Genomic DNA, 21,389 nt, shown 5'->3' on the forward strand with positions numbered 1-21,389 from the left:
CCCGATGAGTCCCGCCATCAGCTGCGTGGCCGCCGCGGCCGGATCCGGCGAGTCAACGATCGCCCGCACGACGACCACCCTGTCCGCACCGGCGGCCGCGACCTGGCGGACGTTCATCGGGCTTATCCCGCCGATCGCGAACCACGGGAAGGTCACCGTCCGTGCGGCCATTTCAATCAGGTCCAGCCCCACCGCCGGGCGTCCCGGCTTCGTGGGGGTCTCGTGGACCGGCCCCACCGCGATGTAGTCGACGACTCCCCGCTCGTGCAGCGCGGCAGCGTCGGCTATCTGGTCCGGAAAGTGCGTGGACAGCCCGACGATCACATCGGGGCCGACGATGTCCCGGACGGCCTCAGGCGGCAGGTCGTCCTGTCCCACATGCACGCCGTCGGCCCCCAGGATCTTCGCCACGTCCGGACGGTCGTTGACGACGAACGGAACGTCCAACCGCTCGCATGCTTCCAGCCACAGCGCGCCGGTTCTCAGGATGGCCTTCGCGTCGCCTTCCTTGTCCCGCAGCTGCACGATCCCCACGCCGGCGGCCACCACCTCGGCAAGGTCGGTGAACCCCGGCCCGGCGACCAAGTACAGCCGCGCCCGATTCAGCGCCGCGCGCCGTTCGTCCGGCCTCATCCGCCCTGCACCGGACGCACGACCTCCAGGGCGTCCCCAGGCTCCAGCCGCACCGTGTCGAAGTCCGACCTCGCCACGGGCTGCCCGTTTCGCTCAACGACCACCCACCGGGAGCCGAGCCCGAGCATCTCGATCAGCCGGTGCACGGTGCAGCCCTCGGGCACGTCGATCGGCTTTCCGTTCGCGCTCACCACCATCGCCGCGACCGTATCACCGGGGGCCGGGGACGAGGCTTGGATATTGTCGCTCGATATGGACCGGAGCCTGACCGCCACCGTCGACTGCTGCGGCGAGCGCCACCGCATCGTCTGGGAGGGCGGAAGGCTGTCGTTTCCCGACCACGACCTGGGAGCCGAGGACGTCGTGGGCAGCCTGGGCGGACATCCCCCAACCTGCCCCGCGGTACGCAGTGCAGCTGCGGCCCTGGCCGCTTCGGACTTCAGCGACTCCAACGGGCGGGAGCTTCTGATGGATTACCGAAGCCCCTCCCAAAGCGCGATGGAGAAGGGCATGGACGCGTTGTTCGCCTCCGGGCGCCTGGGCCCGCTGGTCAAGAAAGTCGAGCTAACCCTGGAACCGCAGGATCCGCTGAGGGTGGCTTCGGTCGGGGTTCTCGCCCAGCTCGAGCTGCGCCGGGCGATCGCGTCGATACCAGAGCCCATGAGGACGGCAGTAAGGATCCAGGCGGCCCAAAAGCACTTTCGGCGCCAGGTTTCGACTGCGGACCTGCTGCTGAAGGATCAGGTGGGCGCAGCCTTCACGGCCGCAGCACCCGGCCCCCTGACGGTGGACTGCTTCCTGATCGACGCAGCCGAGTTCCCCGGTGTCAGCGGCTGGACAGACGGCAGGACCGGCATCTCGGTGTTGTACGTCCGCCGGGACTGGACGCGGTGCGTGACGGACGGCTGCACGGTTGTCGACGGCTTCTTTGTATTAAAGGCCCAGTGCGTATCAAAGGAGCCCGGGCCAGCCCACGCTATGGCTGTTCGCTGGGAACCCGTCGACGGCGAGTGGAGCGCGGTGGCAGCGCCCGCCGCATTGGACCGTACCGGGAGCGACTGGCACCTAACGTGGATCGACTGAGGAAGTGTCGGCCCCCGACCCCCGTCACTTCCAGACGGTCGTTCGCGAAGAAGGGCGCGTCCAGTCCCTCGCAGGCTCTCACCACTCTCGGCTCGACCTGTCCCGGACCCACTGGGCAACACCGTCGGCGTCGACCGGCAACGTAGTGTCGACCTCGAGAAGAGGGGCCTCCAGGGGCAGTGGGCGTCCACCTTCCTTCAACCAGAGCTGCCAATCCTGTTCGCCCCGTTCGCGGTCGCCGTGCCTGGTTGGATCCCTCCGGGCCCTCTCCTCGTAACGCTGTCGCGCAACCTCGTAGGGGCACCTGCAGTACACCTGGACGAGTCGGGGGCCGATCGCCTGAAGCTCCGACACGAACGAGGCATGGAAGAAAGAGTCGAGTACAGCGCCGGAGTAGGCGTATGCGACGAGCGCGTACAGGACTTGCTGACTGGCCTTGCCGATCTCATTGCCCGCGGCAGGCTGGGGGAGGTGCTTCTCGAGAACCTGCTTGATGGTGTCCTTGCTGAGCAGGGGAAGGCAGAGACTCTGAGCAAGCGACTCGGCGAGGGAAGTCTTCCCGCTACCCGGTAACCCCTGAACGACCACGACAGGGAATTGATCGGCCGACCTGGAAATCAAGGCTCTGGTTGTAGTGGTCGGCCATTGGGCCGCTCTCTTGGCGACAAGGATGATCGCCATTGCTCAGAGTACGGGCTTTGTGAGCAGTCCTTCTGCGGATCCCAGTTGGTGATCACAGACCATTCTGCAAGGTGTCTCTCCCGGACGTGTCGGCCCCCGGGTCTAATCTGACGTTCTTCCCGCTCCTTCCCCTCGAGGCAAGGAGCCCGTCATGAAGAGGTCCGCCACCTGCCGCACCTGCGGCTGCACGATCCGGCCCAGCGCCCGCGACATGAGCGTGGGAGCCGCCGTGCGCAAGCACTACTGGAAGCACCACCCCGAGGTGATGCTCGCCGGACAGGCGTCGCGCGAGTGGTCTAAGAAGAAAGCGCCGCGATGAGCTCGCGCTGCCTGCCGTCGTCTCCGGCGAACGGGGAGGTGAACAGGTTGTAGAAGTACAGCCTGTCGGCAAGGCCGTCGTAGCGCTCGCGGACGCGGCCCACGACGTCGTCCGGGTGTCCGGTGATCGCAAACTCCGACAGCATCTCGTCGCTGATCGCGCCCGGCATGGCGCCGAGGTCCCCGGCCCCCATGAGCTGGTGCAGCCGCGTCGGCGTGTCGTTCCACCCGTGGGTGGTGAAAATGCGGGAGTAAGTCCGGGTCGAGCCGTAGAAGGCGATCTGCGAGCGGACGAAAGCGTCCGACGCCGCCGCCTCCTCCGCGTCGCGCCCGACGACCAGAAACACCGGGCACATGACGGTGATGTCCGACCGCGACCGGCCCGACTTCGCGAGCCCGCGCTCGATGGCCGGCATCAGCACCTGCTCGACGTACCGGCGTGAGTGCACTGGGTGGACGAGGATCCCGTCGGCGACCAGTCCGCACGTCTCGGCGTTGTACTCGTTCACCGCGGCGAGCCAGACCTTCGGGGGCGGGTGGTCGATCGGTCCGGGGTCGAAGAACGGCGATATGACCGTGTGGGTGTAGAAACGCCCGCGGAAGTCCAGCGGGCGCTGTCCCTGAAAAGCCGCCCACAGAGCCTGCAGCGCCTGCACGTACTCGCGCAGCTTCGGGCCCGGCGACTCCCAGGCCATCCCGAACCGCCTCTCGATGTGACCTTTCACCTGGGTGCCGAGCCCGAGGACGAACCGTCCGCCCGACGCCCTGTGCAGCTGCCACGACGCCACCGCGGTGACGAACGGGGACCGGGCGAAGGCGATGGCGAGGTTGGTCCCGATCAGCGGACGCGACGTCTCCAGCGCAACGGCGGCGAGATCCAGGAACGGCTCGGACGTCGTCTCGGTGGACCACAACCCGTCATAGCCCAGCGCCTCCATCGGGCCTGCCGCGTCGCGGGCGGCGGCCAAGCCGGGAGGCAGGATGCCGTCGATCTTGAAAGCCACGAAGACCCCCTGCAGAGCGAGGCCCCAAGCTAACCGCGCCGGACGCGCCGACGCTAGAGCAGCGGGGGCTGGTTTTCGGGGGTGGACTTCTTTCTGGGCCGCGGCTCCGGACGTTCGGCCCCCTCGGAGGCCGGGTGCTCGACGATCGCGACCACCCGCGTGGCCATGAAACGGGCGGACCGCACGGTGCGCCCGGACCGAGTCACCTCGGCCACCTCGATCGTCCCCCGGGCGGTGTTGATCTCCAGCCGCCGGCCGTCGCGTGTGGCGTCGATCTCAAACGAGCGCACGCCGTCCCCCACGTCCACCACGACCTCGACGCGGTCACCTCTCATCGGCGCAAGCCTACCTTCGCCAAGCGACGCCCAACCCGCGGCCCGGGCCGGACATCGCCCAGATGCGCGCCTCGACGGCTCGCACACGCCAGAATGTGTGCATGACCGACGACGAGACGCTGCGCCCGCACGCGGACGAACCGTCGCAGGCCGCCCCGCCACGGGACCCCGCCCAGCAGGCGCCCCCCGAAGAAGACATCCGTCCCGACGAGGACGGAGAGCCCACACCTCCCGACTGGACCGAACCCGTCGACCCGGCCATGGCAGGGTCCCGCGACGACGAGCAGACGCCCCAGCAGATCTGGGACCCGAAGACGGGACGCTGGGTGAGCGAGGACGAACTGCGCGAGGGCCCCCGGGCGACTTCGCCGTGGCGTTCCGAGGCTCCGGCCGGCGACGGGGTGCCGGCGCTCGTCTCCTCCGCGGTTGCCGGGGTGGCCGGCGCGGTGCTGGCGATCGTCGCGCTGCTGTTCTTCCCCGGCAACCTGGCCAGGACCGGCGGCACGCAGAGCCGCCCCGGCGCCTCCGCCGGCCAGGCCGTGGACGCCGCGGCCTCCGTCCAGGCAGCCCGGGAGTGGGTGGTCAACGTAGCGGTGACCGGTGCCTCCGGAGGCGACAGGTTCGGGTCGGGAATCGTCATCGACGACCAGGGGCACGTCGCGACGTCCACGCGGCTTGTCGACGGAGGAGGCTCCGTCTCGCTGCGTGGACCGGCGGGCGAGCCGGTCGCCGCCGAGATCCTGGGGAGGGACGTCGTCACCGACGTCGCGATCCTGCGCGCATCGGTGCCGGGCGTCAGCCGAGCCGTCATGGGGACTGCGGAGTTCGTCCACCTCGGTGACCCGATCGTCCTGGTGGGCTCCCTGCCCGGGGCGCAGACGGTGGCCGCGCAGGGTGTAGTGGCCTCGATAGGGCGCCCCTCCTCTTCGGGGGGAAGAGTGCGCTTTAACCAGATCCAGCTCGACGCGCTGGTGATGCCGAACTCAGCCGGCGGTGTGGCGCTGGACAGGGAAAGCAGTGCCGTCGGAATGGTGACGGTGGTTGCGGAGGGCCCCGCCCAGATAGTGCCCATCGACGTCGTGAGGTCGGTGCACAGACAGCTGCTGGACGGATCGCAGGTGTCGCACCCGTACACCGGGGCGATCACCAACGAGACCGGGGTCTCAGGCGCGGGCCGCGACTCCAGCGGCCTCGCGGTCGCCGTGGTCCTGAAGGGATCCCCGGCTGAGAAGGCGGGGCTGAAAGCGGGCGACCTAATCGTCGCGATCGACGGAAAGCAGGTCGGGGGCCCGCTGTCGCTGGTGGTTAGGACCCTGGAGGGCAAGCCAGGCGAGAAGGTCGATCTCTCCATCCTGCGGGGCACAGTCAACGAGGATCTCACTGTGACCCTCGACGAGCAGCCCCAGGACCTTCAGTAGACCCGGACTGAAACCGCTACCCGAGTACGGCTCCCAACCGTCCCCGAACTTCCGGGACCTCCTCGAGCGGCGGCCCTGACACCAGCTCGCCGCGCGCGATCATGCGGTCCTCGTAGTGGCGGGTCCGGCGGTTGAAGACACCCCCGCACGTGATCAGGGTCACCGAGTGCGTCTCGGTGAAGCCCATCAGCTTCTGCACCGGCGCGGTGTCTGGGTCGTACTGTCGGACCCAGATCGTCCTGTACTCCCACCGGCGGCCCGCGTACTCGACGACGATGGGGTCGCCGGGGCCCAGCCTCGAGAGGTTGTTGAACGTCCCCACGCGCCCGGCGTAGTTCTTGTGCCCAGCCAGCACCGCGTTCTGCGTGGCCCCCGGGAACGGACCCTGGTCCAGCCACGCCACCTGCCGGGCGTTGGTCGGGACGGCCATCTCGCCCTTCAGGTTGACCCCCACGCGGACGATGGGAGCCTGCTCTCCAAGCGTCGGCAGCGAGACGGACGCGGGCTCGGGAAACGGACCGGGCCGGGCCGTCGGAACCCAGCGGATCCGCCCGCCGGAGTTGGTGAGGCTGCCGTCGTCGGCAGCCGCGCGAACGCCCGCGGGCGTCGGGGCCGCGGTGGGACTGGGAGTCGGAAACGGGGTCGACACCACGCGCAGGGCCGGGGCGACATCGCCGTCCACCCCGGCGCAACCGGCCGCCACCGTCAGCGCGCAGCAGAGCGCAAGGACGCGCGAGGTGAAACGGGCCCCAGCCGGCATGCATCGATGATCCCACGGGGATCAAGCGCGCATGTGTTAAGCCTGCCCTCGATGCGACTGAGTGAGTTGAACCGGACCGTGGTGTCCTGCCGGAGATGCCCGCGCCTGGTTGAGTGGCGCGAGACCGTGGCCGCTACCAGGCGCGCGTCGTTCGCGTCCGAGGAGTACTGGGGCCGCCCGCTACCCGGCTTCGGAGACCCCAGCGCGCGCCTCCTGGTGGTCGGACTCGCCCCCGCGGCCCACGGAGGCAACCGGACGGGACGTTTCTTCACGGGGGACCGGTCCGGCGACTGGCTTTTCGCGGCCCTGCACCGGGCCGGCTACGCCAACCAGCCCCACTCCGTGGGCCGCGACGATGGTCTAGATCTGGCCGACTGCTACGTCACGGCGGTGGTCCGTTGCCCCCCGCCCGGCAACCGCCCCACCCCGCAGGAAAGGGACAACTGCCTCGGCTACCTGGTCGAGGAGCTGCGGATCCTCGACCAGGTCAGGGCGATTGTCTGCCTGGGCGCCTTCGCCTGGGACGGGACGCTGCGGGCAGTGGCGGAGGCGTCGGGCGAACGACCGTCCCCCAAGCCGCGCTTCGGCCACGGCGCCCGGACCCGGGCCGGTCCCTACGCGCTGATCGGCAGCTACCACGTCAGCCAGCAGAACACCTTCACCGGCAGGCTGACCGAACCCATGCTCGACGCCGTCTTCGAGCTGGCCCGAGAGGCATCCCGGCGGTGATCGGGCCCCCGAGCGTTCACACTGAAGAGACATGAAACGCTGGATAGCGATCTCTGCCTGCGTGTGCCTGATCACGGGCGGCTTCGCCCGCCCGGCCTCGGCCTCCAACGACCCCCGCTTCGGCGATCAGTGGGGGCTGCACAGAATCAACGCCGAGAGATCCTGGTGGGCCGGCCGCGCGGCCGGCGTGACGATCGCCGTCCTGGACACGGGCGTGGACGACCTCCACGAGGACCTCAACGGCAAAGTCATTGCCGGATGGGACTTCCACGCCGGTGACAACAGCGCCAACGACGAGAACTGGCACGGGACCTTCGTGGCCGGCATCGCCGCCGCCGCCACCGACAACGGACTGGGCATCGCCGGCACTGCCCCCGGCGCGACGATCATGCCCGTCCGCGTCCTCGGACCCGAGGGCAGCGGCAGAAGCTCGGCGGTGACGGCCGGAGTGAAATGGGCGGCGGACAACGGAGCGAAGGTGATCAACCTGTCCCTGGCCAACGACGGCCCGATGGCGTTCGGAGCAATCCCCGGCCTCGACAACTCCATTGCCTACGCCTTTGCGAAGGGCGCGGTCGTCGTAGCCGCAGCAGGCAACAGCAGCGAGCCTTGGTGCAAGTCCCCCGCCTTCAGCCTGTTCGCGCTGTGCGTCGGGGCCACCCACGCCGGCGACCAAAAGGCCGGCTTCTCAAACCACGGCGTGCGGCTGGACGTCGTCGCTCCGGGTCAGAACATCGTCTCGACCTATTACCGGCCCGGTGGCCCCCACAATCAGTACGGGTTGGGCCTGGGCACATCGTTCGCGGCCCCCTTCGTGTCGGGTGTGGCGGCCCTGCTGATGGCCCGGGGAGCGACCAATGTGCAGGCGATGCACGCGATCCGCTGCTCGGCCCGCGACATCGGCGACTACGGCTACGACGTCCAGACGGGTTTCGGACTCCTGGACGCGGAGCGGGCGGTGCAGGCTCTGAGCAACGGACTCTGCTGACGCCGTCGTAGCCGCACGGGGGCGATGCCCCCGAGCAGCGGTATCCTGGCTGTCAGCGCCGTCGTCAGGAGGCCCCGACTCATGGACTTCAAGGACTCGCCCGAGGAGGCCGCCTTCCGCGCGGAGGTCAAGGCCTGGCTGGACGCCAACGCGCCCCGCAAGACAGCCGAGCAGGAGGACGAGCTTCCGTCGATGCTCGACGAGCGCGACGACGAGAGCTACATAGCCGCGGCCAAGGCCTGGCAGAAGAAGATGCACGACGCGGGATGGGCCACGATCACCTGGCCCCCCGAGTACGGGGGCCGCGGGGCGACACCCATGCAGGCGTACATCTTCAGCCAGGAGATGTCCCGCTACGACGTTCCGTCCGGCGTCTACGTCATCGGGCTCGGAATGATCGGCCCGACGATCATGGTCCACGGCAGCGACGAGCAGAAGAGGCGCTTCCTGCCGCCGATGCGCGACGGCTCCGAGATCTGGTGCCAGCTGTGGAGCGAGCCCAACGCCGGAAGCGACGTGGCGTCGCTTCAGACGCGCGCCGAGCGAGACCCGGGCGGCGGAGACTGGATCCTCAACGGACAGAAGGTCTGGACGACGGGGGCCCAGTACTCCAAGTGGGGGCTGATCATCGCCCGCACCGACCCCGACACCCCGAAGCACCGGGGAATCAGCGCCTTCATCGTGGACATGACCGAGCCCGGCGTGACCGTGAGGCCACTGCGCCAGATGACCGGCGGCTCGACGTTCAATGAGGTCTTCTTCGACGACGTGAAGGTCCCGGCGGGCCAGCTGGTGGGCGACGTGAACGACGGCTGGCGCGTCGCGCTGACCACGCTCATGAACGAGCGGTTCGCGATCGGCGTGGGCGGAGCCCGGGGAGCCACCCTGCAGCCGTTGTTCAAGCTGGCCCGCAAGACCGACCTCAACGGGCGTCCCGCATCCGAAGACCCTCAGATCCGGCAGGACCTGGCAAGGGTGGCCATCCACGCCCGGCTTCTGTCGCTCACCGGATACCGCGCGCTCACCAAGGTGTCCAAGGGCGGGATCCCCGGACCGGAGGGCTCGGCCATGAAGCTGGTCGGGACCAGGCTGGCCACCGAGGTCTCCGAGCTGGGGACCAGGATCCTCGGGCTGTCGTCGTTGCTGATGGAACAGGACGCGCCGGACAAGGGCCAGTGGGCGATGGCGTTCCTCGGCGCCCCCGGAATCCACCTCGCCGGCGGGACCGACGAGATCATGCGCAACATCATCGGCGAGCGCGTGCTCGGACTGCCGAAGGAGCCGCAGGTTGACCGCGACCTGCCTTTCCGCGAGCTGCGGGTCGGCACGCAACGCTGACAAGCCCCCGGTGACGGACCCGCGTCGCCGATGAAGGGCGCCCCCGCGCTGCACGCGAGGCTTCTGCTCGGTCCCGACGACCCACGGGAGGAGCTTCGCCGGCTGAGCGTCGGGATGAGGCGCGTCCGGTGGGTCGGGATCGCGTTCGCGGCCGTCCAGTTCCTGCTCTACCGGCCTCCACCGGGTATCGCGGTCCCGTTTTCGCGGCTGCCGGCGGCGGCTGCCGTCATCAGCGCGCTTCTGGCGATCCAGGTGGCGTCACTTTGGGCGCCGAGGGCCAGGAACATCAAGTCGCTGGAGAACCTTGTCATCGCCGAGTTCCTCGGCGACACGGTCGTAGTTCTGGCCGTGATCTGGTTGTTCAGCTTCGACCAGGTGTCGGCTCTCTGGGCGCTTCTCGTTGTTCCGGTGATCCGCGGCGCGATGCTCGGCCGGCTCAAGGGCGCGATGCTCACGTGGGCCGGTACAGGCGTCGTCTACGCCGTGCGCGAGCTGTGGGCCGCGGCCACCTACCCGCACTTCCGCTTTGCGATCGACTCCGTCACCTACCGGATGGGCATCATCCTGATCGTCGCCACGTCAAGCGGTCTGTTCGCCAGGAACCTGCGCACCCAGTTGCTGGCGCACCGGGAGGCACAGGCGGAGTCGGAGCGACGAGCGGACCTGCTTCGGATCGTCGCCTCCGCGGGGCGGGACATCCACGCGCTGGAGACCGAACAGGTGCTCGCCAAGGTGGTCCAGGCCGCTGTGGACATCGGGTTCGAGGGGGCTCAGATCTGTCTGTTCGATGGTGATTCCAACACCTACCGCGTGATGCACCCACTCGGCTTCCCAGGGGGTTTCGGGCCGCTGCCTCGGCCGGTGGCTTCGGGTGTCTCGGGCCTGTGCCTGGAGCGGCAGAGGACGATAGTCGTCGACGACTACGCGTCGTGGCCCGGCGGGCTTGCGGAGGTCAAGGCGATGGGGTTCAAGACGATGATCGCCACTCCCGTGTGGTCCACGGGCCGGCTGGTGGCGTCGCTGGTGGCCGGGCGCCGAGGGCCCGGCCAGCCACACGACATCGAGTCCCTTGAGCTGCTGGCGATGCAGGCGGGGGCCGCCCTGGGCAATGCCACGCAGTACATGGAGCGCAGGTCCTTCCAGGAGCAGCTGCAGCTCGACGCGCTCACTCAGCTTCCCAACCGCGTGCTCTTTCTGGACCGGCTCAAGCACTGCCTCGAGCGCAAGCCACTCGGCGGCGGGTCCCTGGCTGTGCTGTTCATAGACCTCGACCACTTCAAGAAGGTCAACGACAGCTTCGGACACGACACGGGCGATGACCTGCTCCGGGCGGTGGCCGAACGGCTGCGAGCCGCCGTCCGGTCGGGGGACACCGTGGCCAGGTTCGGGGGGGACGAGTTCACGATCCTGCTCGAGGACCTCGCCCGTCCACAGGACGCCCGCGAGGTCGCCACGAAGATCCTGGAGCAGTTCCAGAACAGGTTCCGCATACGCAACCGCGACATCTTCATCTCGGCGAGCATCGGGATCTCGCTCGGGACGCAGCACTCCGACATGTCCAGGGACTTCATGCGCGAGGCCGACCTGGCCATGTACCAGGCCAAGCAACAGGGAGGGGGGCGGGGCCAGACCTTCCAGCCCAACATGATCGAGCGGGCGCACCGGCGCGGGGAGCTCGAGTCGGAGATCCGGACGGCCGTGGACAAGGGCCAGTTCAGCCTGCGCTACCAGCCGCTCATCTCGCTGGTGACGGGCCGGATGATAGGCGTCGAGGCGCTGGTCCGGTGGGAGCACCCGCTCAAGGGGACGGTCCTGCCGGCCGAGTTCATCCCTCTGGCGGAGGAGACGGGGTTGATCGTCCCCCTCGGACGCTGGGTGCTGGAGGAGTCCACGCAGCAGGCACGTGGCTGGCGGGTGGTCGGCGACCCGCTCGTGCCCATCTGGCTTTGCGTGAACCTGTCCGTGACGGAGCTGCGGCACCCCCACTTCATCGACGTGCTGGATCAGGTGCTGGACGAGGCGGGGCTGGAGCCTTCCGCCCTGATCCTGGAAGTGACGGAGAGCGTCATGATGCGCGAGGACGTGGTCATGACCCGGCTCATGGACCGCATCCGCGCGCTGGGTGTCCGCCTGTCGATCGATGACTTCGGACGCGGCTACTCGTCACTGAGCTACCTCAAGCGCTTCCCCGTGGACATCATCAAGATCGACAAGTCATTCGTCGCGGGTGTGACCGACAGCGTCGAGGATCAGGCGATCATTCGGTCGGTTATCACCCTGGCGCAGGAACTGTCCATCCAGGTGGTCGCGGAGGGCGTCGAGAACAAGATGCAGCTGGACTACCTCAGGCGCATCGGGTGCGACATCGTCCAGGGGTTCTATGTGGGCACGCCCTTGACCGGCGACGAGGTGCCGGGCCTGCTGGAAAGGCCGCTGCTGGTGTCCTGACGGCGACGAGAGACCGCGCCTGGGCGGCTGAGCCTACGAGCCGGTCGACGCCGTGTCGTGCTCGGCTTCGCCGAACAGCTCGAGCGCAACCGTGTCCAGCTCGTCGTGGACCGCGTCGTGCCAGGACTTGGTCGAGCTCAGCTTGGCCTCCCGCGACACCACCCGCTGCTCCACGATCTTGTGCAGCGCGAAGTGCAGAAAGGGACTGTCCTCGTCGCCCGTGACCTTCCAGGTCTCGGCCTGCGCGAACGTCGGCAGGTGCTCGGGGTGCTGCTCGACGATGCGGTACAGAAGCCGTTCGGACTCCGATAGCCCGAGGTCGCGCGCGGCGGAGTCCAGGACGCGCATGACGTCCTTGCGGGCCTGCTCTTCGAGCCGGGCCTCCGGGGTGTCCGGGAGTCCGGGCGCCTTCTGAACGGGAGGCCGAGGCACCCGTTTCTTGCGTCTGGGGGCTCCCCCCAGGTTGTGGGGCCGGCGGCGTCTTGCCATGTCCAATCCTCCTGTAGAAAACGAAACGAGGGCCCGCCCCGCGGGGCGGGCCCTCGAATCCGAAAGCCGGCCCCTAAACGGACCGGACGTTCGAGGCCTGGGCGCCCTTGGGGCCCTGGGTCACCTCGTACTGGACCTTCTGGCCCTCGTTGAGGCTCTTGTAACCCTCCATCTGAATCGCGGAGAAGTGGACGAAAACGTCGTTGCCGTCCTCTCCGGTGATGAAGCCGTAACCCTTGTCGGCCTTAAACCACTTCACTGTGCCGGTGGCCACCTGCATGCCCTCCTTCAGTTCCTATCCGATACGCCCGCCGCCTTTCGGCAGCCGGAGGGAATGCCCAGCGGTACACCCACTGCGAACGAAACCCTCGTACCGATTCTACCGCCGTGGGAGCCCGGGTGCCGCCACCGGGTTTGCGGGACCCGGAGCGGGGTAAGCTTCCGTTGATTCATCTTGCTCTCGGGGGAGGGAACGCTCAATGAGGCTGTCACGCCTGCTGCTCGTCGTCGCGCTTGTTCTGCCACTGCTTGTCCAACCCGCAGCGGCTTCCGAGGACTCAGATCTTGTCTCGGTACCGTCGCCGGTCCGGGTGGCCTCGGGGAGCACCGGGGGCCCCGAGCCCGTCGAGCCCTGCGAGGGTGACACGCCTGGGGCCTGCGTCAGGTCGTTCGTAGTGACCGGAAACTTCAACATCTACGTCGCGGCTGCAACCAACTACTTCGGCTACGTCGTCGTCCGCGGCGACACCCCCACAGGCTCGGTGGCCATCGACTGCGAGCAGACCTTCGCTGAGCTGCAGTGCGTCTACGAGCACGCCGGCTTCTTCATGGAGGGCCAGGTCTTCACGATGAAGGTCGTGTCCCCCGGACTCGGGTACTGGCGCGTCCGCGTCGCTTAGACGCCTTCCGTGGCATCGTCCGGTCCACGCGGGTCGGACATCACCGCAACCCGCGCCGCCAGCCAGGTCGTGATGGGCACTGAGGCCACCAGGCCGATGCTGCCCACGAGCGTGCGGATGATCTCCGTTGCTACGACCTCCTCGTTGGCCACCGACCCCAGCGACTGCCGGGAGATCACGAAAAACAGCAGCAGCGGCATCGACGCGCCGGCGTAGGCCAGCAGCAGCGTGTTGACCGTGGACGCGACGTGGTCGCGGCCGATGCGCAGTCCGGACCGGTAAAGCGAGGCGGCGCTCATACGCGGGTCGGCCGCTCTCAGCTCCCACACCGCCGACGCCTGGGTCACCGTCATGTCATCCAGTGCCCCGAGCGCCCCGATCACCACGCCGGCCAGCACCAGACCGACCACGTCGATCTCCCCCACCGACAGCCGGACGATGATCGCCTCCTCGCTCGCGAACCCCGAAAGCCGCGAGATGGCGACGAACACCTGCGCGAGCACCACCGTCAGGCAGAGGCTGCCCAGGGCGCCGAGCAGCGCCACGGTGGTCATCGGGTTAAAGCCGTGGGCCAGGTACAACGCCGCGTAGGCGATGGCCGCCGCGCCCACCACCGCGACCAGGACGGGACTGCGCCCGGACAGGATGGCCGGCGCCACGAACTTCACCAGGACGACGATGCTGACCGCGAGCCCGACCAGGGCCGCCGCCCCCCGCAGCCTCCCGAGCACGACCACCGCCACCGCGAACAGCAGCACCAGCAGCGCCAGGACGGGCTTTCGCTGCCTATCCACGAAGGAGTACCGGGATCCTTCCTCGGCCGACTTCTCGTAACCGAGCACGATCTTTTCGCCGATCTCGAAGTCCGGAGTCGTGGGGGAGTCCGGCAGGAAGATGGTGGCGTCCTCACCGCGGTCCGGCCCCGCGAGCAGCCTCAGCGTGACGTTCAGGCACTGGCCCTCCGACTCTTCGGCGCCGTCCTGTTCGTCCCCGTGCCGGGAACAGCCGCCGAAGTCCACCTGCCGGACCTCCGCGTCGTAGCGCTGGCCGAGGCTGCCGACCACCCTTATGCCGTCGATCACGTCCGATCGCGGCCACAGCGCGATCAGCCCGGCCAGGGTGGCGACGGCCCCCACGATCGCGGCGCCCGTCAGAAACCGGGCGACGCGCGGCTCGACGTGGACGTCCAGGCCGTGCGCGTGTCCGTGCCCGTGCGTCAGCCGCATGAGGCGCACAAGCCGAAGATGTCGGCGCGGTGTCCGGTGACCTTGAACTTGCGGCGTCGCGCGATCCGGGCGACCCAGGCCTCCACCTCATCGGACTCCACCTCCTGCACAGCCCCGCACGACTCGCACACGAGGTGGTGGTGGTGGTCCGGACCGCACAGCCGGAACGCCTGCTCCCCGTCGATTCGGAAGGTGTCGATCTGTCCCGCGACGGCAAGCTGCGAAAGGGTGCGGTAGATCGTGGCCAGCCCCGGGGAGCCTGGCACCCGCCTCAGCTCGTGGTGAAGGTCCTGGGCGGTGACGGCCTCGCCGCGCCCGGACAGCGCCTCCAGCACCGCCAGGCGCTGCCGCGTGACGCGCAGGTGTGCCCGTCGCAGCGCTTCTGCGAAAGCTCGGGAGGCGCCGGCCATCGTGTGGACGAAGTTACCACAAGCGTGGCGAGCTACCTGTCGATTAGAATCATTCTCAAATGGCCCCGCTTAGATCGACCGCTGCGTTGCTCGCCCTCGCACTCTGCGCCACCGGCTGCAACTCCCAGCGGACCGGCCCTCCGGGCCCGGTTTCCGTGGTGGCGTCGATGTTCCCGCTGGCGGAGCTGGCCCGGGGCGTCAGACCGCCCGGCAGGGCCGTCCGGGTCACGGACCTCACCCCCTCGGGGGCCGAGCCGCACGACCTCGAACTGAACTCGAGACAGGTCGACCTGCTAACCGACGCGGACGTCGTCGTGTACGTCAGCGGCCTGCAGCCGGCGGTGGACGAGGTCGTCCGAAAGCGGACGGCCCGGAAGGACCGCGGGGTGGTGGACGTCCGGCGCGGATCAACGGATCCACACGTTTGGCTGGATCCCGTCCACATGCGCAAGGCCGCCGGACTCGTGGAATCCGCTATCAGAGCAGCCCGCTCGGACGCGCCCCACGCCTCCGCGTTCACTGACGAGGCGCCGGCGCGGTTCCGGTCGCAGCTCGACGCGCTTCACGAGGAGTTCGCAAGCGGACTGTCCGGGTGCCGCCAGAAGCTCATCGTCACAGCGCACGAGTCGTTCGGCCCCCTGGCCGCCCTTTACGGGCTGCGGCAGGAGTCGATCTCGGGGTCCGGCCCGGAGGCAGAGCCGGACCCGCGCCGGCTGTCCGAGCTGGTGGACCTCATCCGGGCGAAAGGGGTCCGCACGGTTTTCACGGAGCCCGGCTCCCCCGATGGCGCTGCGGCAACGCTCGCGCGCGAGGCAGGCGTCCGGACGGCCGTCCTGGACCCGCTGGAGGTGAGGCCGTCCGACGACGCCACATACTTCTCCGTGATGCGGCGCAACCTAGGGGTCCTCCGGGAAGCTCTGGACTGCTCGTGAGCGACCAGGCCGTGCTGACCGCGCGGGGACTCCGGTTCTCCCGCGGCGACGCGCCGGTCCTGGACGACGTGAGCCTGGAGGTTCGCCGCGGGGAGTTCGTTGCTCTGGTCGGTCCGAACGGCGCGGGCAAGACCACACTGCTCAAGGTGCTGCTCGGCCTCCTGCAGCCGCAGTCCGGACAGGTCCTGCTTTTCGGACAGGATCCCCGCGATATGAAGGACCGCCAACTGATCGGCTACGTCCCACAGCGTCCGGGCGTGGCGGCTGGACTGCCCGCCACCGTCGAGGAGGTCGTTACGACCGGACGGCTGAGCTCCCGCCGCTGGTGGCGCCGCGCCGCCCGGCAGGACCGCGACGCGGTGGACCACGCGCTGATGGCGGTGGGCCTGGAGTCGGACCGCCACCGCCGCGTCAGCGAGCTTTCGGGAGGAGAGCAACAGCGTGCGTTCATCGCCAGGGCGATGGCTTCGGACCCCCAGCTTCTCGTCCTGGACGAGCCGGTGGCCGGCGTGGACGCGGAGGCCCAGGAGCGGTTTCGGGAGTCTGTGGTGCACCACGTCCGCGACCACGAGGGCGCCGTGCTGCTCGTGTCGCACGAGCTGGGGGCCGTTGCGTCGGACCTCGACCGTGTGATCGTCCTGAAAACCCGCATCCGGTTCGACGGCTCGCCGGCCGAGCTGACTCAGACGGGCGTGAGCCTCGGCATCCACAGCGAGGACCTGCCCGCGTGGCTCGAGGAGCTGCGATGACGGGCCTGCGCTGATGCCCTGGCCTTTCGAGCGCGACTACATGCAGCTCGCGCTGCTGGCGGGAACCGTCGTCGGAGCCTGCGCGCCGTTGGTCGGATCGTTTCTCGTCCAGCGCCGGATGTCGCTGATGGGAGACGGCATCGGCCACGCCGCCTTCGCGGGAGTGGCCGGAGGGGTCCTGCTCGGGGTCTGGCCGGTCTGGTCGGCGATGGCCGTGTCGGTGGCCGCCGCGCTGGGCATCGAGCGGCTGCGGCGGCGCGAGGCGGCGTCGGGGGACTTGGCGCTAGCGCTGTTCTTCTACTCGGGGATCGCCGCCGGCGTCGTGATGATGGGACTGTCCCGGTCCCTGGACGCCGGGGTGCTGTCCTATCTGTTCGGTTCAATCCTCACCGTCTCCGGCGACGACGTCCGGGTCGTGCTCGTCGTGGGGGCCGTGGTGGCCACCGTCGTCGCCGTGGCCGGACGGGCGATGTTTGCCCTGGTTCTGGACGAGCAGTGGGCGGCGGTCGCCGGACTGCCGTGCCGGGTCCTCAACGACCTGATCGCGGTGCTGGCCGCCATCGTCATCGTTGCGGCCATGAGAGTGGTAGGGCTGCTGCTGGTGGCGGCGCTGATGGTGCTGCCGGTGGCGTCCGGGCAGCTTTTGTCGCGCTCGTTTCGCGGCACCGTCGTCTGGTCATCGGCGATAGGCGTGCTGTCGGTCGTAGCGGGACTGGTGGCGGCCCGCGCGTGGGGCCTGGCCCCCGGGGGCAGCATCGTCCTGGTCTGCGCGCTGATCTTCGCGTTGCTCTCGCTGCTCGGACGCCGCGTCCACATCGGACGCGGGAGCCACGTCTAGGTCAGTCCGCAGGACGCTCCGGCAGCGAGTAGTCGAGCGCGTATGTGTGGCTGCCGTCCACGACGTCGATCTTCATCGAGCCCGTCAGACCGGTGAGTTCGTCGGTACCGGAGTCGGGGACGACCGTCACGGTCAGCTTGGGGGCCCCGCGGTCCATGACGCCCGTGTGCTGCAGCACGAATGTCCCGCTGTGACCCTGCAGCGTGCCAGCGACACGCTCCAACGCGACGTAACCCGCCGACCCCTCGACGTCGGTGCGGACGGCCAGCATCTCCCCCTTGGCGGTGCCGGACAGGTCGCCGTCGAACGTCTTGTCGATCGACATCCTGGCGACAGCCGGATCGCCGACCCCCGGATGTGGCGCCTGGGGGCCGAGCTTCACCTCGAAAGTACCCGTGGCCATGGTCATTGGCTCAGTCCCCTGATCATGCTCACGCCCCGGTGTGGGCGTGAATCTTCTGGATCGTAGACCAGTTGCGGGTGGTGACCGCGTCGCCGAGTGCACGTCCGAGCGCGTCCGGCAGGCGGCTTTCGAGAATGCCCTTCGGACACCACGCGTAGGCGGCGCGATCGCCGACCGCCAGCGACTCGGGGGCCCAGTCCTGCGTCGTCAGGGGGCCCAGCAGGCGCTTGTCGGCCGGGTCCGCCAGGACGGCGACGAGAAGGCGCGAGGGGTCCGTCGCCCGTTTCGTCAGAGGGTTTTCTTGGACGACCGAGTCCAGCTCGGCCCCCGAGAGGACGATCACTCGGGCCGAGACGCCGCACGCCGATGACAGTCCCTTCTCGATCTGCGCGGCCACCTGGGTCTGCGGTCGCGGGCGCGCCGACGTGAAGACGACATTCCCGCTGTTGAGGAACGTCTTGACGTCTCCATAGCCGAGCTCTTCCACGAGCGCCCGCAGGTCGGCCATCGCGACCCTCTTGGCGCGGCCCACATTGATGCCACGGATGAGTCCGACGTATGTCTCTGCCACCTGTCCAGTCTCTCCCGTGCGGCGTCAGGTGTAGACGCGGGAGACGGTCTCGGCCACGCAGGCGGGCTTTTCGCTTCCCTCCAGCTCGATCGTCACCTCGACCGTCAGCTGGGCCCCCCCGGGCACCTCCCGCACCTCCTGCATCTTGCGGCGGGCGCGGATGCGCGACCCGACGGGAACGGGCGCGATAAACCGGACGCGGTTCAGGCCGTAGTTGATGCCCATCTTGATCCCCTCGACCGGCAGCGTCATCGACCCCGCGAGGGCCGGAATGAGTGACAGCGTGAGGTACCCATGCGCGATCGTCTTCCCGAAAGGTCCTTTGGCGGCGGCCTCTGGATCCACGTGGATCCACTGGTGGTCGTCCGTGGCGCCGGCGAAGGCGTTGATGCGCTCCTGGGTGATCTCCATCCACTCGCCGACGCCGAGCTCCCGGCCCTCGAGCGGCTTCAGCTTCTCGACGATGGACATGTCATCCCTCCCGTACGTTGGCGGGGATCGCCTCGCGGATGTCCTCCTCGGACGGTTCCGGCGGGTAGCGGACGTCGTCCGGCAAGAGCGACCCGATCGCCTCCATCACCTCGGCCGTAAGTCCGGACAGCACCTCGCGGTCCTCCTCGCGCCCCTCGGGGGCCTTGAACGTGAGCGGCTCCCCCACCCTGGCTTGGACCGGCCTGCGTGTCGCAAGCTCCTGCACCTTCGGCACGCGGGAAGCGCGCGGCCAGATGCGCTCTGTGTCCCACAGCGCCACGGGGATAACGGGGGCCCCCGTGGCCAGCGCCAGCCGCGCCACACCGAGCTTGCCTTCCAGCTTCGGGGAGTAGAAGTCGCGTCCGCGCGGGATCGTGCCCTGAGGGAAGATCGCCGCGGCTTCGCCGCGCTTCACGGCGTCTATCGCCTCCCGCAGCGGCCGGACGTCGCCGGTGCCGCGCTCCACGCGGATCTGCCGCATGGCCTTCGCGAACTGGCCGAGGAGCGGCGCGTCGAAGACCTCCTTTTTGCCGAGGTAGCGCAGCTTGCGTCCCCTGCGCAACGCCACGGTCGCCAGCACCACCGGATCCAGGTAGCTGCGGTGGTTGGACGCGATGATGCACCCGCCCTCCTCGGGGATGCTCTCGATGCCCTCGGCCTCCACCGCGACGGGCGACAGCAGCGGGTGCGCCAGCGGACGGAACAGGTCGTACAGCTCCAGTGCGCCCATCGCACCCATTGCTCCCCCGCCGAACGTCAGCACCGGCCATCCCTTGCGCGCGGCCAGCGCGCGCAACAGGGGGTCGGGGTTCACCGGACGCGGGTACCCCACCATCTCCAGCAGATGCCGGTCGTACCAGCTGTCCGTGTAGGCGTAGGACTCCTCCAGGTCGACTCCCATCTCGTCGGCGAAGGTCCGGACGGCGTCGGCCTTGTCCGGCCCCCACAGCCACCGACCGATGAGGTTGCCGGTGAACCTGCCGTCGTCGGACTCGTACTCGCTGGCGATCAGGTGGTCGGCCCCCAGCCGCTCCGCGATCGGCTCGACAAGCTCGCGTCCGGTGCTGGTGGCGATGCACACCAGGTCGCCATCGGACTGGTGCCGCGCGATCAGCGCCCGCGCCTCGTCGTAGACCGACTCGTCCAGGGCGTCCAGGCTCCGGCGCACCGCAGCGCGCATCTCCTCAACCGACCATCCGGCGATCCGCCCGATGCTGCGCCGGGTCAGCTGCATCCCCACCCAGGTCTCCCCCACCACGCGATAGAAGCCGCGCGTCAGGTCCGCAACGGTCTTGTCCCGGGGGCCCACGAGCCCGGCCTCGGCAAACGCCTCGACCATCAGGAGGGCCGAGGAGTCCGCAAGCAGCGTGCGGTCGAGGTCGAAGAACGCAGCCGCCTTGGTCATGGAGTCCATGGTGGCACAGGTGGGTCGTCGGGCCCCCGGCCCCCGGACCGCCGATAGACTCGGCTCCCATGGGGCCCCTCGACGGCATTCGCGTCCTCGACTTCTCCCGGCTGGCGCCCGGACCCTACTGCTCGATGCTGCTGTCGGACATGGGCGCCGACGTCATCCGCGTGGACCGCGCACCACTGGGCAGCGCCGACGTCCCGCGCTTCGGCGACGTGGTCGGGCGCGGCAAGCGGTCTGTGGCGCTGGACCTCAAGAACCCACAGGGAGTCGAAGCGGCGCAGCGGCTCGCGGAACGGTCCGACGTCCTGCTCGAGGGGTTCCGTCCCGGCGTGATGGAGCGGCTCGGACTCGGTCCCGACGTCGTGTGCGCCCGCAACGAGCGGATCGTGTACGCCCGCCTGACCGGCTGGGGCCAGGACGGACCGTTCGCCCAGCGCGCCGGACACGACATCAACTACATCGCGATCGCTGGCGTCCTGTCGGCGTTCGGGCGCGCGGGGCAGGCTCCCGTTCCCCCCGTCAACGTCGTCGCCGACTTCGCCGGCGGCGGCCTCCTTTGCGCGTTCGGCATCGTTTGCGCCCTCGTGGAGCGGGCGTCGTCGGGCAGGGGCCAGGTCGTGGACGCGGCGATGGTCGACGGCTCCGCCAACCTGTTCTCCTTTTTCGCGGCCGCGGTCCACTCCGGCATGTGGGGGCCTCGCGGGACGAACGCCCTCGACACCGGCGCCCATTACTACGACGTCTACGAGACGTCCGATGGACGGTACATGTCCGTCGGATCGCTCGAGCCACAGTTCTACGCGGAGCTTCTGTCCGGCCTGGGCCTGACGGACGAAGACCTGCCGGGGCAGGGCGACGCATCACGAGACGCAGAGATGCGCGAGCGCCTGTCGCAGGCGTTCCGGACGAAGACGCGCGACGAGTGGGCGGCGGTATTCGAGGACCGCGACGCGTGCGTCTACCCGGTGCTGGACCTGAAGGAGGCCCCCGCCCATCGCGCAAACGCCGCGCGCGGCTCCCACGTGGAAGGTCCGTTCGGTGTCGTCCAGCCGGCGGCGGCGCCGAGGCTGTCCAGGACTCCCGGGGCGGTCCACGGTCCGGCCCCCGAGCCCGGACAGCACACGGCCGAGGTGCTGGCCGAGGCAGGCCTGGAGGCCGAGGAACTCGGCCGGCTTTCGCGCGACGGAGCGATTGCGGGGCCCGTGTGACGATCTCCGCCCGCATCGCCGCCATTGCCTGCGTCCTGGTGACCGGG

At 69.2% G+C, this 21,389-nt stretch carries 26 protein-coding genes; 12 read left to right on the top strand and 14 right to left on the bottom strand.

Features of this window, described 5'->3' with window-relative positions:
- Nucleotides 1–633 (bottom strand): thiamine phosphate synthase (gene thiE, locus VNE62_11675; GenBank protein HVE92938.1); only part of this gene is annotated, 633 nt, incomplete at its 3' end.
- Nucleotides 630–830: a sulfur carrier protein ThiS gene (thiS, locus tag VNE62_11680; GenBank protein HVE92939.1), complete on the bottom strand. Its 201-nt coding sequence runs from the start codon at nt 828–830 to the stop codon at nt 630–632. The genes thiE and thiS, both read right to left, overlap by 4 nt.
- Nucleotides 831–885: 55 nt before the next feature.
- Between thiS and VNE62_11685 the strand changes: the two genes are divergently transcribed.
- Nucleotides 886–1,716, top strand: a complete 831-nt coding sequence (locus VNE62_11685) for a hypothetical protein (protein ID HVE92940.1) — start codon at nt 886–888, stop codon at nt 1,714–1,716.
- 78 nt (nt 1,717–1,794) lie between these two features.
- Here VNE62_11685 and VNE62_11690 read toward each other — a convergent pair whose 3' ends face one another.
- Nucleotides 1,795–2,397, bottom strand: coding sequence for an AAA family ATPase (locus VNE62_11690; protein ID HVE92941.1), 603 nt, complete (start codon nt 2,395–2,397; stop codon nt 1,795–1,797).
- Nucleotides 2,398–2,548: 151 nt separating this feature from the next.
- Here VNE62_11690 and VNE62_11695 point away from each other — a divergent pair, with 151 nt between their 5' ends.
- Nucleotides 2,549–2,716 (top strand): hypothetical protein, encoded by a 168-nt coding sequence (locus VNE62_11695; GenBank protein ID HVE92942.1) that lies wholly within the window; start codon nt 2,549–2,551, stop codon nt 2,714–2,716.
- Here the strand turns inward: VNE62_11695 and VNE62_11700 are convergent.
- Nucleotides 2,694–3,719: a TIGR03617 family F420-dependent LLM class oxidoreductase gene (locus tag VNE62_11700; GenBank protein ID HVE92943.1), complete on the bottom strand. Its 1,026-nt coding sequence runs from the start codon at nt 3,717–3,719 to the stop codon at nt 2,694–2,696. The genes VNE62_11695 and VNE62_11700 overlap by 23 nt on opposite strands.
- 53 nt (nt 3,720–3,772) lie before the next feature.
- Entirely contained in the window at nt 3,773–4,054 is a 282-nt protein-coding gene (locus VNE62_11705; protein ID HVE92944.1) for a hypothetical protein, read from the bottom strand.
- 101 nt (nt 4,055–4,155) lie between these two features.
- On the opposite strand from VNE62_11705, the gene VNE62_11710 reads away from it, so the two are divergent.
- Nucleotides 4,156–5,472 (top strand): S1C family serine protease, encoded by a 1,317-nt coding sequence (locus VNE62_11710; GenBank protein HVE92945.1) that lies wholly within the window; start codon nt 4,156–4,158, stop codon nt 5,470–5,472.
- A 16-nt stretch (nt 5,473–5,488) separates the two neighbouring features.
- Here VNE62_11710 and VNE62_11715 read toward each other — a convergent pair whose 3' ends face one another.
- A complete protein-coding gene (locus VNE62_11715; protein HVE92946.1) occupies nt 5,489–6,232 on the bottom strand; it encodes a class F sortase in 744 nt (247 codons plus the stop codon).
- A 51-nt stretch (nt 6,233–6,283) separates the two neighbouring features.
- Here VNE62_11715 and VNE62_11720 point away from each other — a divergent pair, with 51 nt between their 5' ends.
- The 4 genes from VNE62_11720 (at nt 6,284) to VNE62_11735 (ending at nt 11,735) form a co-directional block, all read left to right on the top strand.
- Nucleotides 6,284–6,961 (top strand): uracil-DNA glycosylase, encoded by a 678-nt coding sequence (locus VNE62_11720; protein HVE92947.1) that lies wholly within the window; start codon nt 6,284–6,286, stop codon nt 6,959–6,961.
- Nucleotides 6,962–6,992: 31 nt separating this feature from the next.
- A complete protein-coding gene (locus VNE62_11725) occupies nt 6,993–7,949 on the top strand; it encodes a S8 family serine peptidase (protein HVE92948.1) in 957 nt (318 codons plus the stop codon).
- Nucleotides 7,950–8,030: 81 nt separating this feature from the next.
- The gene (locus tag VNE62_11730; GenBank protein HVE92949.1) at nt 8,031–9,287 is read left to right on the top strand and encodes an acyl-CoA dehydrogenase family protein; all 1,257 of its coding nucleotides are present in this window, start codon (nt 8,031–8,033) and stop codon (nt 9,285–9,287) included.
- A 30-nt stretch (nt 9,288–9,317) separates the two neighbouring features.
- Complete coding sequence (locus VNE62_11735) at nt 9,318–11,735, top strand: EAL domain-containing protein (GenBank protein ID HVE92950.1); 2,418 nt, start codon at nt 9,318–9,320, stop codon at nt 11,733–11,735.
- 33 nt (nt 11,736–11,768) lie between these two features.
- Here VNE62_11735 and VNE62_11740 read toward each other — a convergent pair whose 3' ends face one another.
- Together VNE62_11740 and VNE62_11745 are read right to left on the bottom strand one after the other, a co-directional pair.
- Nucleotides 11,769–12,224: a DUF1841 family protein gene (locus tag VNE62_11740; GenBank protein ID HVE92951.1), complete on the bottom strand. Its 456-nt coding sequence runs from the start codon at nt 12,222–12,224 to the stop codon at nt 11,769–11,771.
- A gap of 73 nt (nt 12,225–12,297) precedes the next feature.
- Nucleotides 12,298–12,498: a cold-shock protein gene (locus VNE62_11745; GenBank protein HVE92952.1), complete on the bottom strand. Its 201-nt coding sequence runs from the start codon at nt 12,496–12,498 to the stop codon at nt 12,298–12,300.
- A gap of 205 nt (nt 12,499–12,703) precedes the next feature.
- Here VNE62_11745 and VNE62_11750 point away from each other — a divergent pair, with 205 nt between their 5' ends.
- On the top strand, nt 12,704–13,123 hold the full coding sequence (locus tag VNE62_11750) for a hypothetical protein (protein HVE92953.1): 420 nt from the start codon (nt 12,704–12,706) through the stop codon (nt 13,121–13,123).
- Here VNE62_11750 and VNE62_11755 read toward each other — a convergent pair.
- Together VNE62_11755 and VNE62_11760 are read right to left on the bottom strand one after the other, a co-directional pair.
- The gene (locus VNE62_11755) at nt 13,120–14,349 is read right to left on the bottom strand and encodes a YibE/F family protein (GenBank protein HVE92954.1); all 1,230 of its coding nucleotides are present in this window, start codon (nt 14,347–14,349) and stop codon (nt 13,120–13,122) included. The genes VNE62_11750 and VNE62_11755 overlap by 4 nt on opposite strands.
- Nucleotides 14,340–14,759, bottom strand: coding sequence for a Fur family transcriptional regulator (locus VNE62_11760; protein HVE92955.1), 420 nt, complete (start codon nt 14,757–14,759; stop codon nt 14,340–14,342). The genes VNE62_11755 and VNE62_11760 overlap by 10 nt, the downstream gene beginning before the upstream one ends.
- Before the next feature lie 59 nt (nt 14,760–14,818).
- Between VNE62_11760 and VNE62_11765 the strand changes: the two genes are divergently transcribed.
- The 3 genes from VNE62_11765 to VNE62_11775 are packed head-to-tail and all read left to right on the top strand — an operon-like array spanning nt 14,819 to nt 17,278.
- On the top strand, nt 14,819–15,691 hold the full coding sequence (locus VNE62_11765) for a metal ABC transporter substrate-binding protein (protein ID HVE92956.1): 873 nt from the start codon (nt 14,819–14,821) through the stop codon (nt 15,689–15,691).
- Nucleotides 15,688–16,440, top strand: coding sequence for a metal ABC transporter ATP-binding protein (locus tag VNE62_11770; protein ID HVE92957.1), 753 nt, complete (start codon nt 15,688–15,690; stop codon nt 16,438–16,440). Before VNE62_11765 ends, VNE62_11770 begins: the two co-directional genes overlap by 4 nt.
- 13 nt (nt 16,441–16,453) lie before the next feature.
- Entirely contained in the window at nt 16,454–17,278 is an 825-nt protein-coding gene (locus VNE62_11775; protein ID HVE92958.1) for a metal ABC transporter permease, read from the top strand.
- A gap of 1 nt (nt 17,279) precedes the next feature.
- On the opposite strand, the gene VNE62_11780 is transcribed toward VNE62_11775, so the two are convergent.
- Genes VNE62_11780 through VNE62_11795 form a run of 4 tightly spaced genes read right to left on the bottom strand, consistent with a single transcriptional unit; the run spans nt 17,280 to nt 20,128 of the window.
- Nucleotides 17,280–17,681 (bottom strand): DUF3224 domain-containing protein, encoded by a 402-nt coding sequence (locus VNE62_11780; protein HVE92959.1) that lies wholly within the window; start codon nt 17,679–17,681, stop codon nt 17,280–17,282.
- Nucleotides 17,682–17,709: 28 nt separating this feature from the next.
- A complete protein-coding gene (locus VNE62_11785; protein HVE92960.1) occupies nt 17,710–18,252 on the bottom strand; it encodes a DUF1697 domain-containing protein in 543 nt (180 codons plus the stop codon).
- 24 nt (nt 18,253–18,276) lie between these two features.
- The gene (locus VNE62_11790; protein HVE92961.1) at nt 18,277–18,723 is read right to left on the bottom strand and encodes a MaoC family dehydratase; all 447 of its coding nucleotides are present in this window, start codon (nt 18,721–18,723) and stop codon (nt 18,277–18,279) included.
- 1 nt (nt 18,724) lies between these two features.
- On the bottom strand, nt 18,725–20,128 hold the full coding sequence (locus VNE62_11795; protein HVE92962.1) for an HAD-IB family hydrolase: 1,404 nt from the start codon (nt 20,126–20,128) through the stop codon (nt 18,725–18,727).
- A 68-nt stretch (nt 20,129–20,196) separates the two neighbouring features.
- On the opposite strand from VNE62_11795, the gene VNE62_11800 reads away from it, so the two are divergent.
- A complete protein-coding gene (locus VNE62_11800) occupies nt 20,197–21,342 on the top strand; it encodes a CaiB/BaiF CoA-transferase family protein (GenBank protein ID HVE92963.1) in 1,146 nt (381 codons plus the stop codon).
- Nucleotides 21,343–21,389 lie beyond the last annotated feature (47 nt).

The organism is Actinomycetota bacterium, assembly GCA_035536535.1.
Classification (GTDB): Bacteria; Actinomycetota; JAICYB01; order JAICYB01; family JAICYB01; genus DATLNZ01.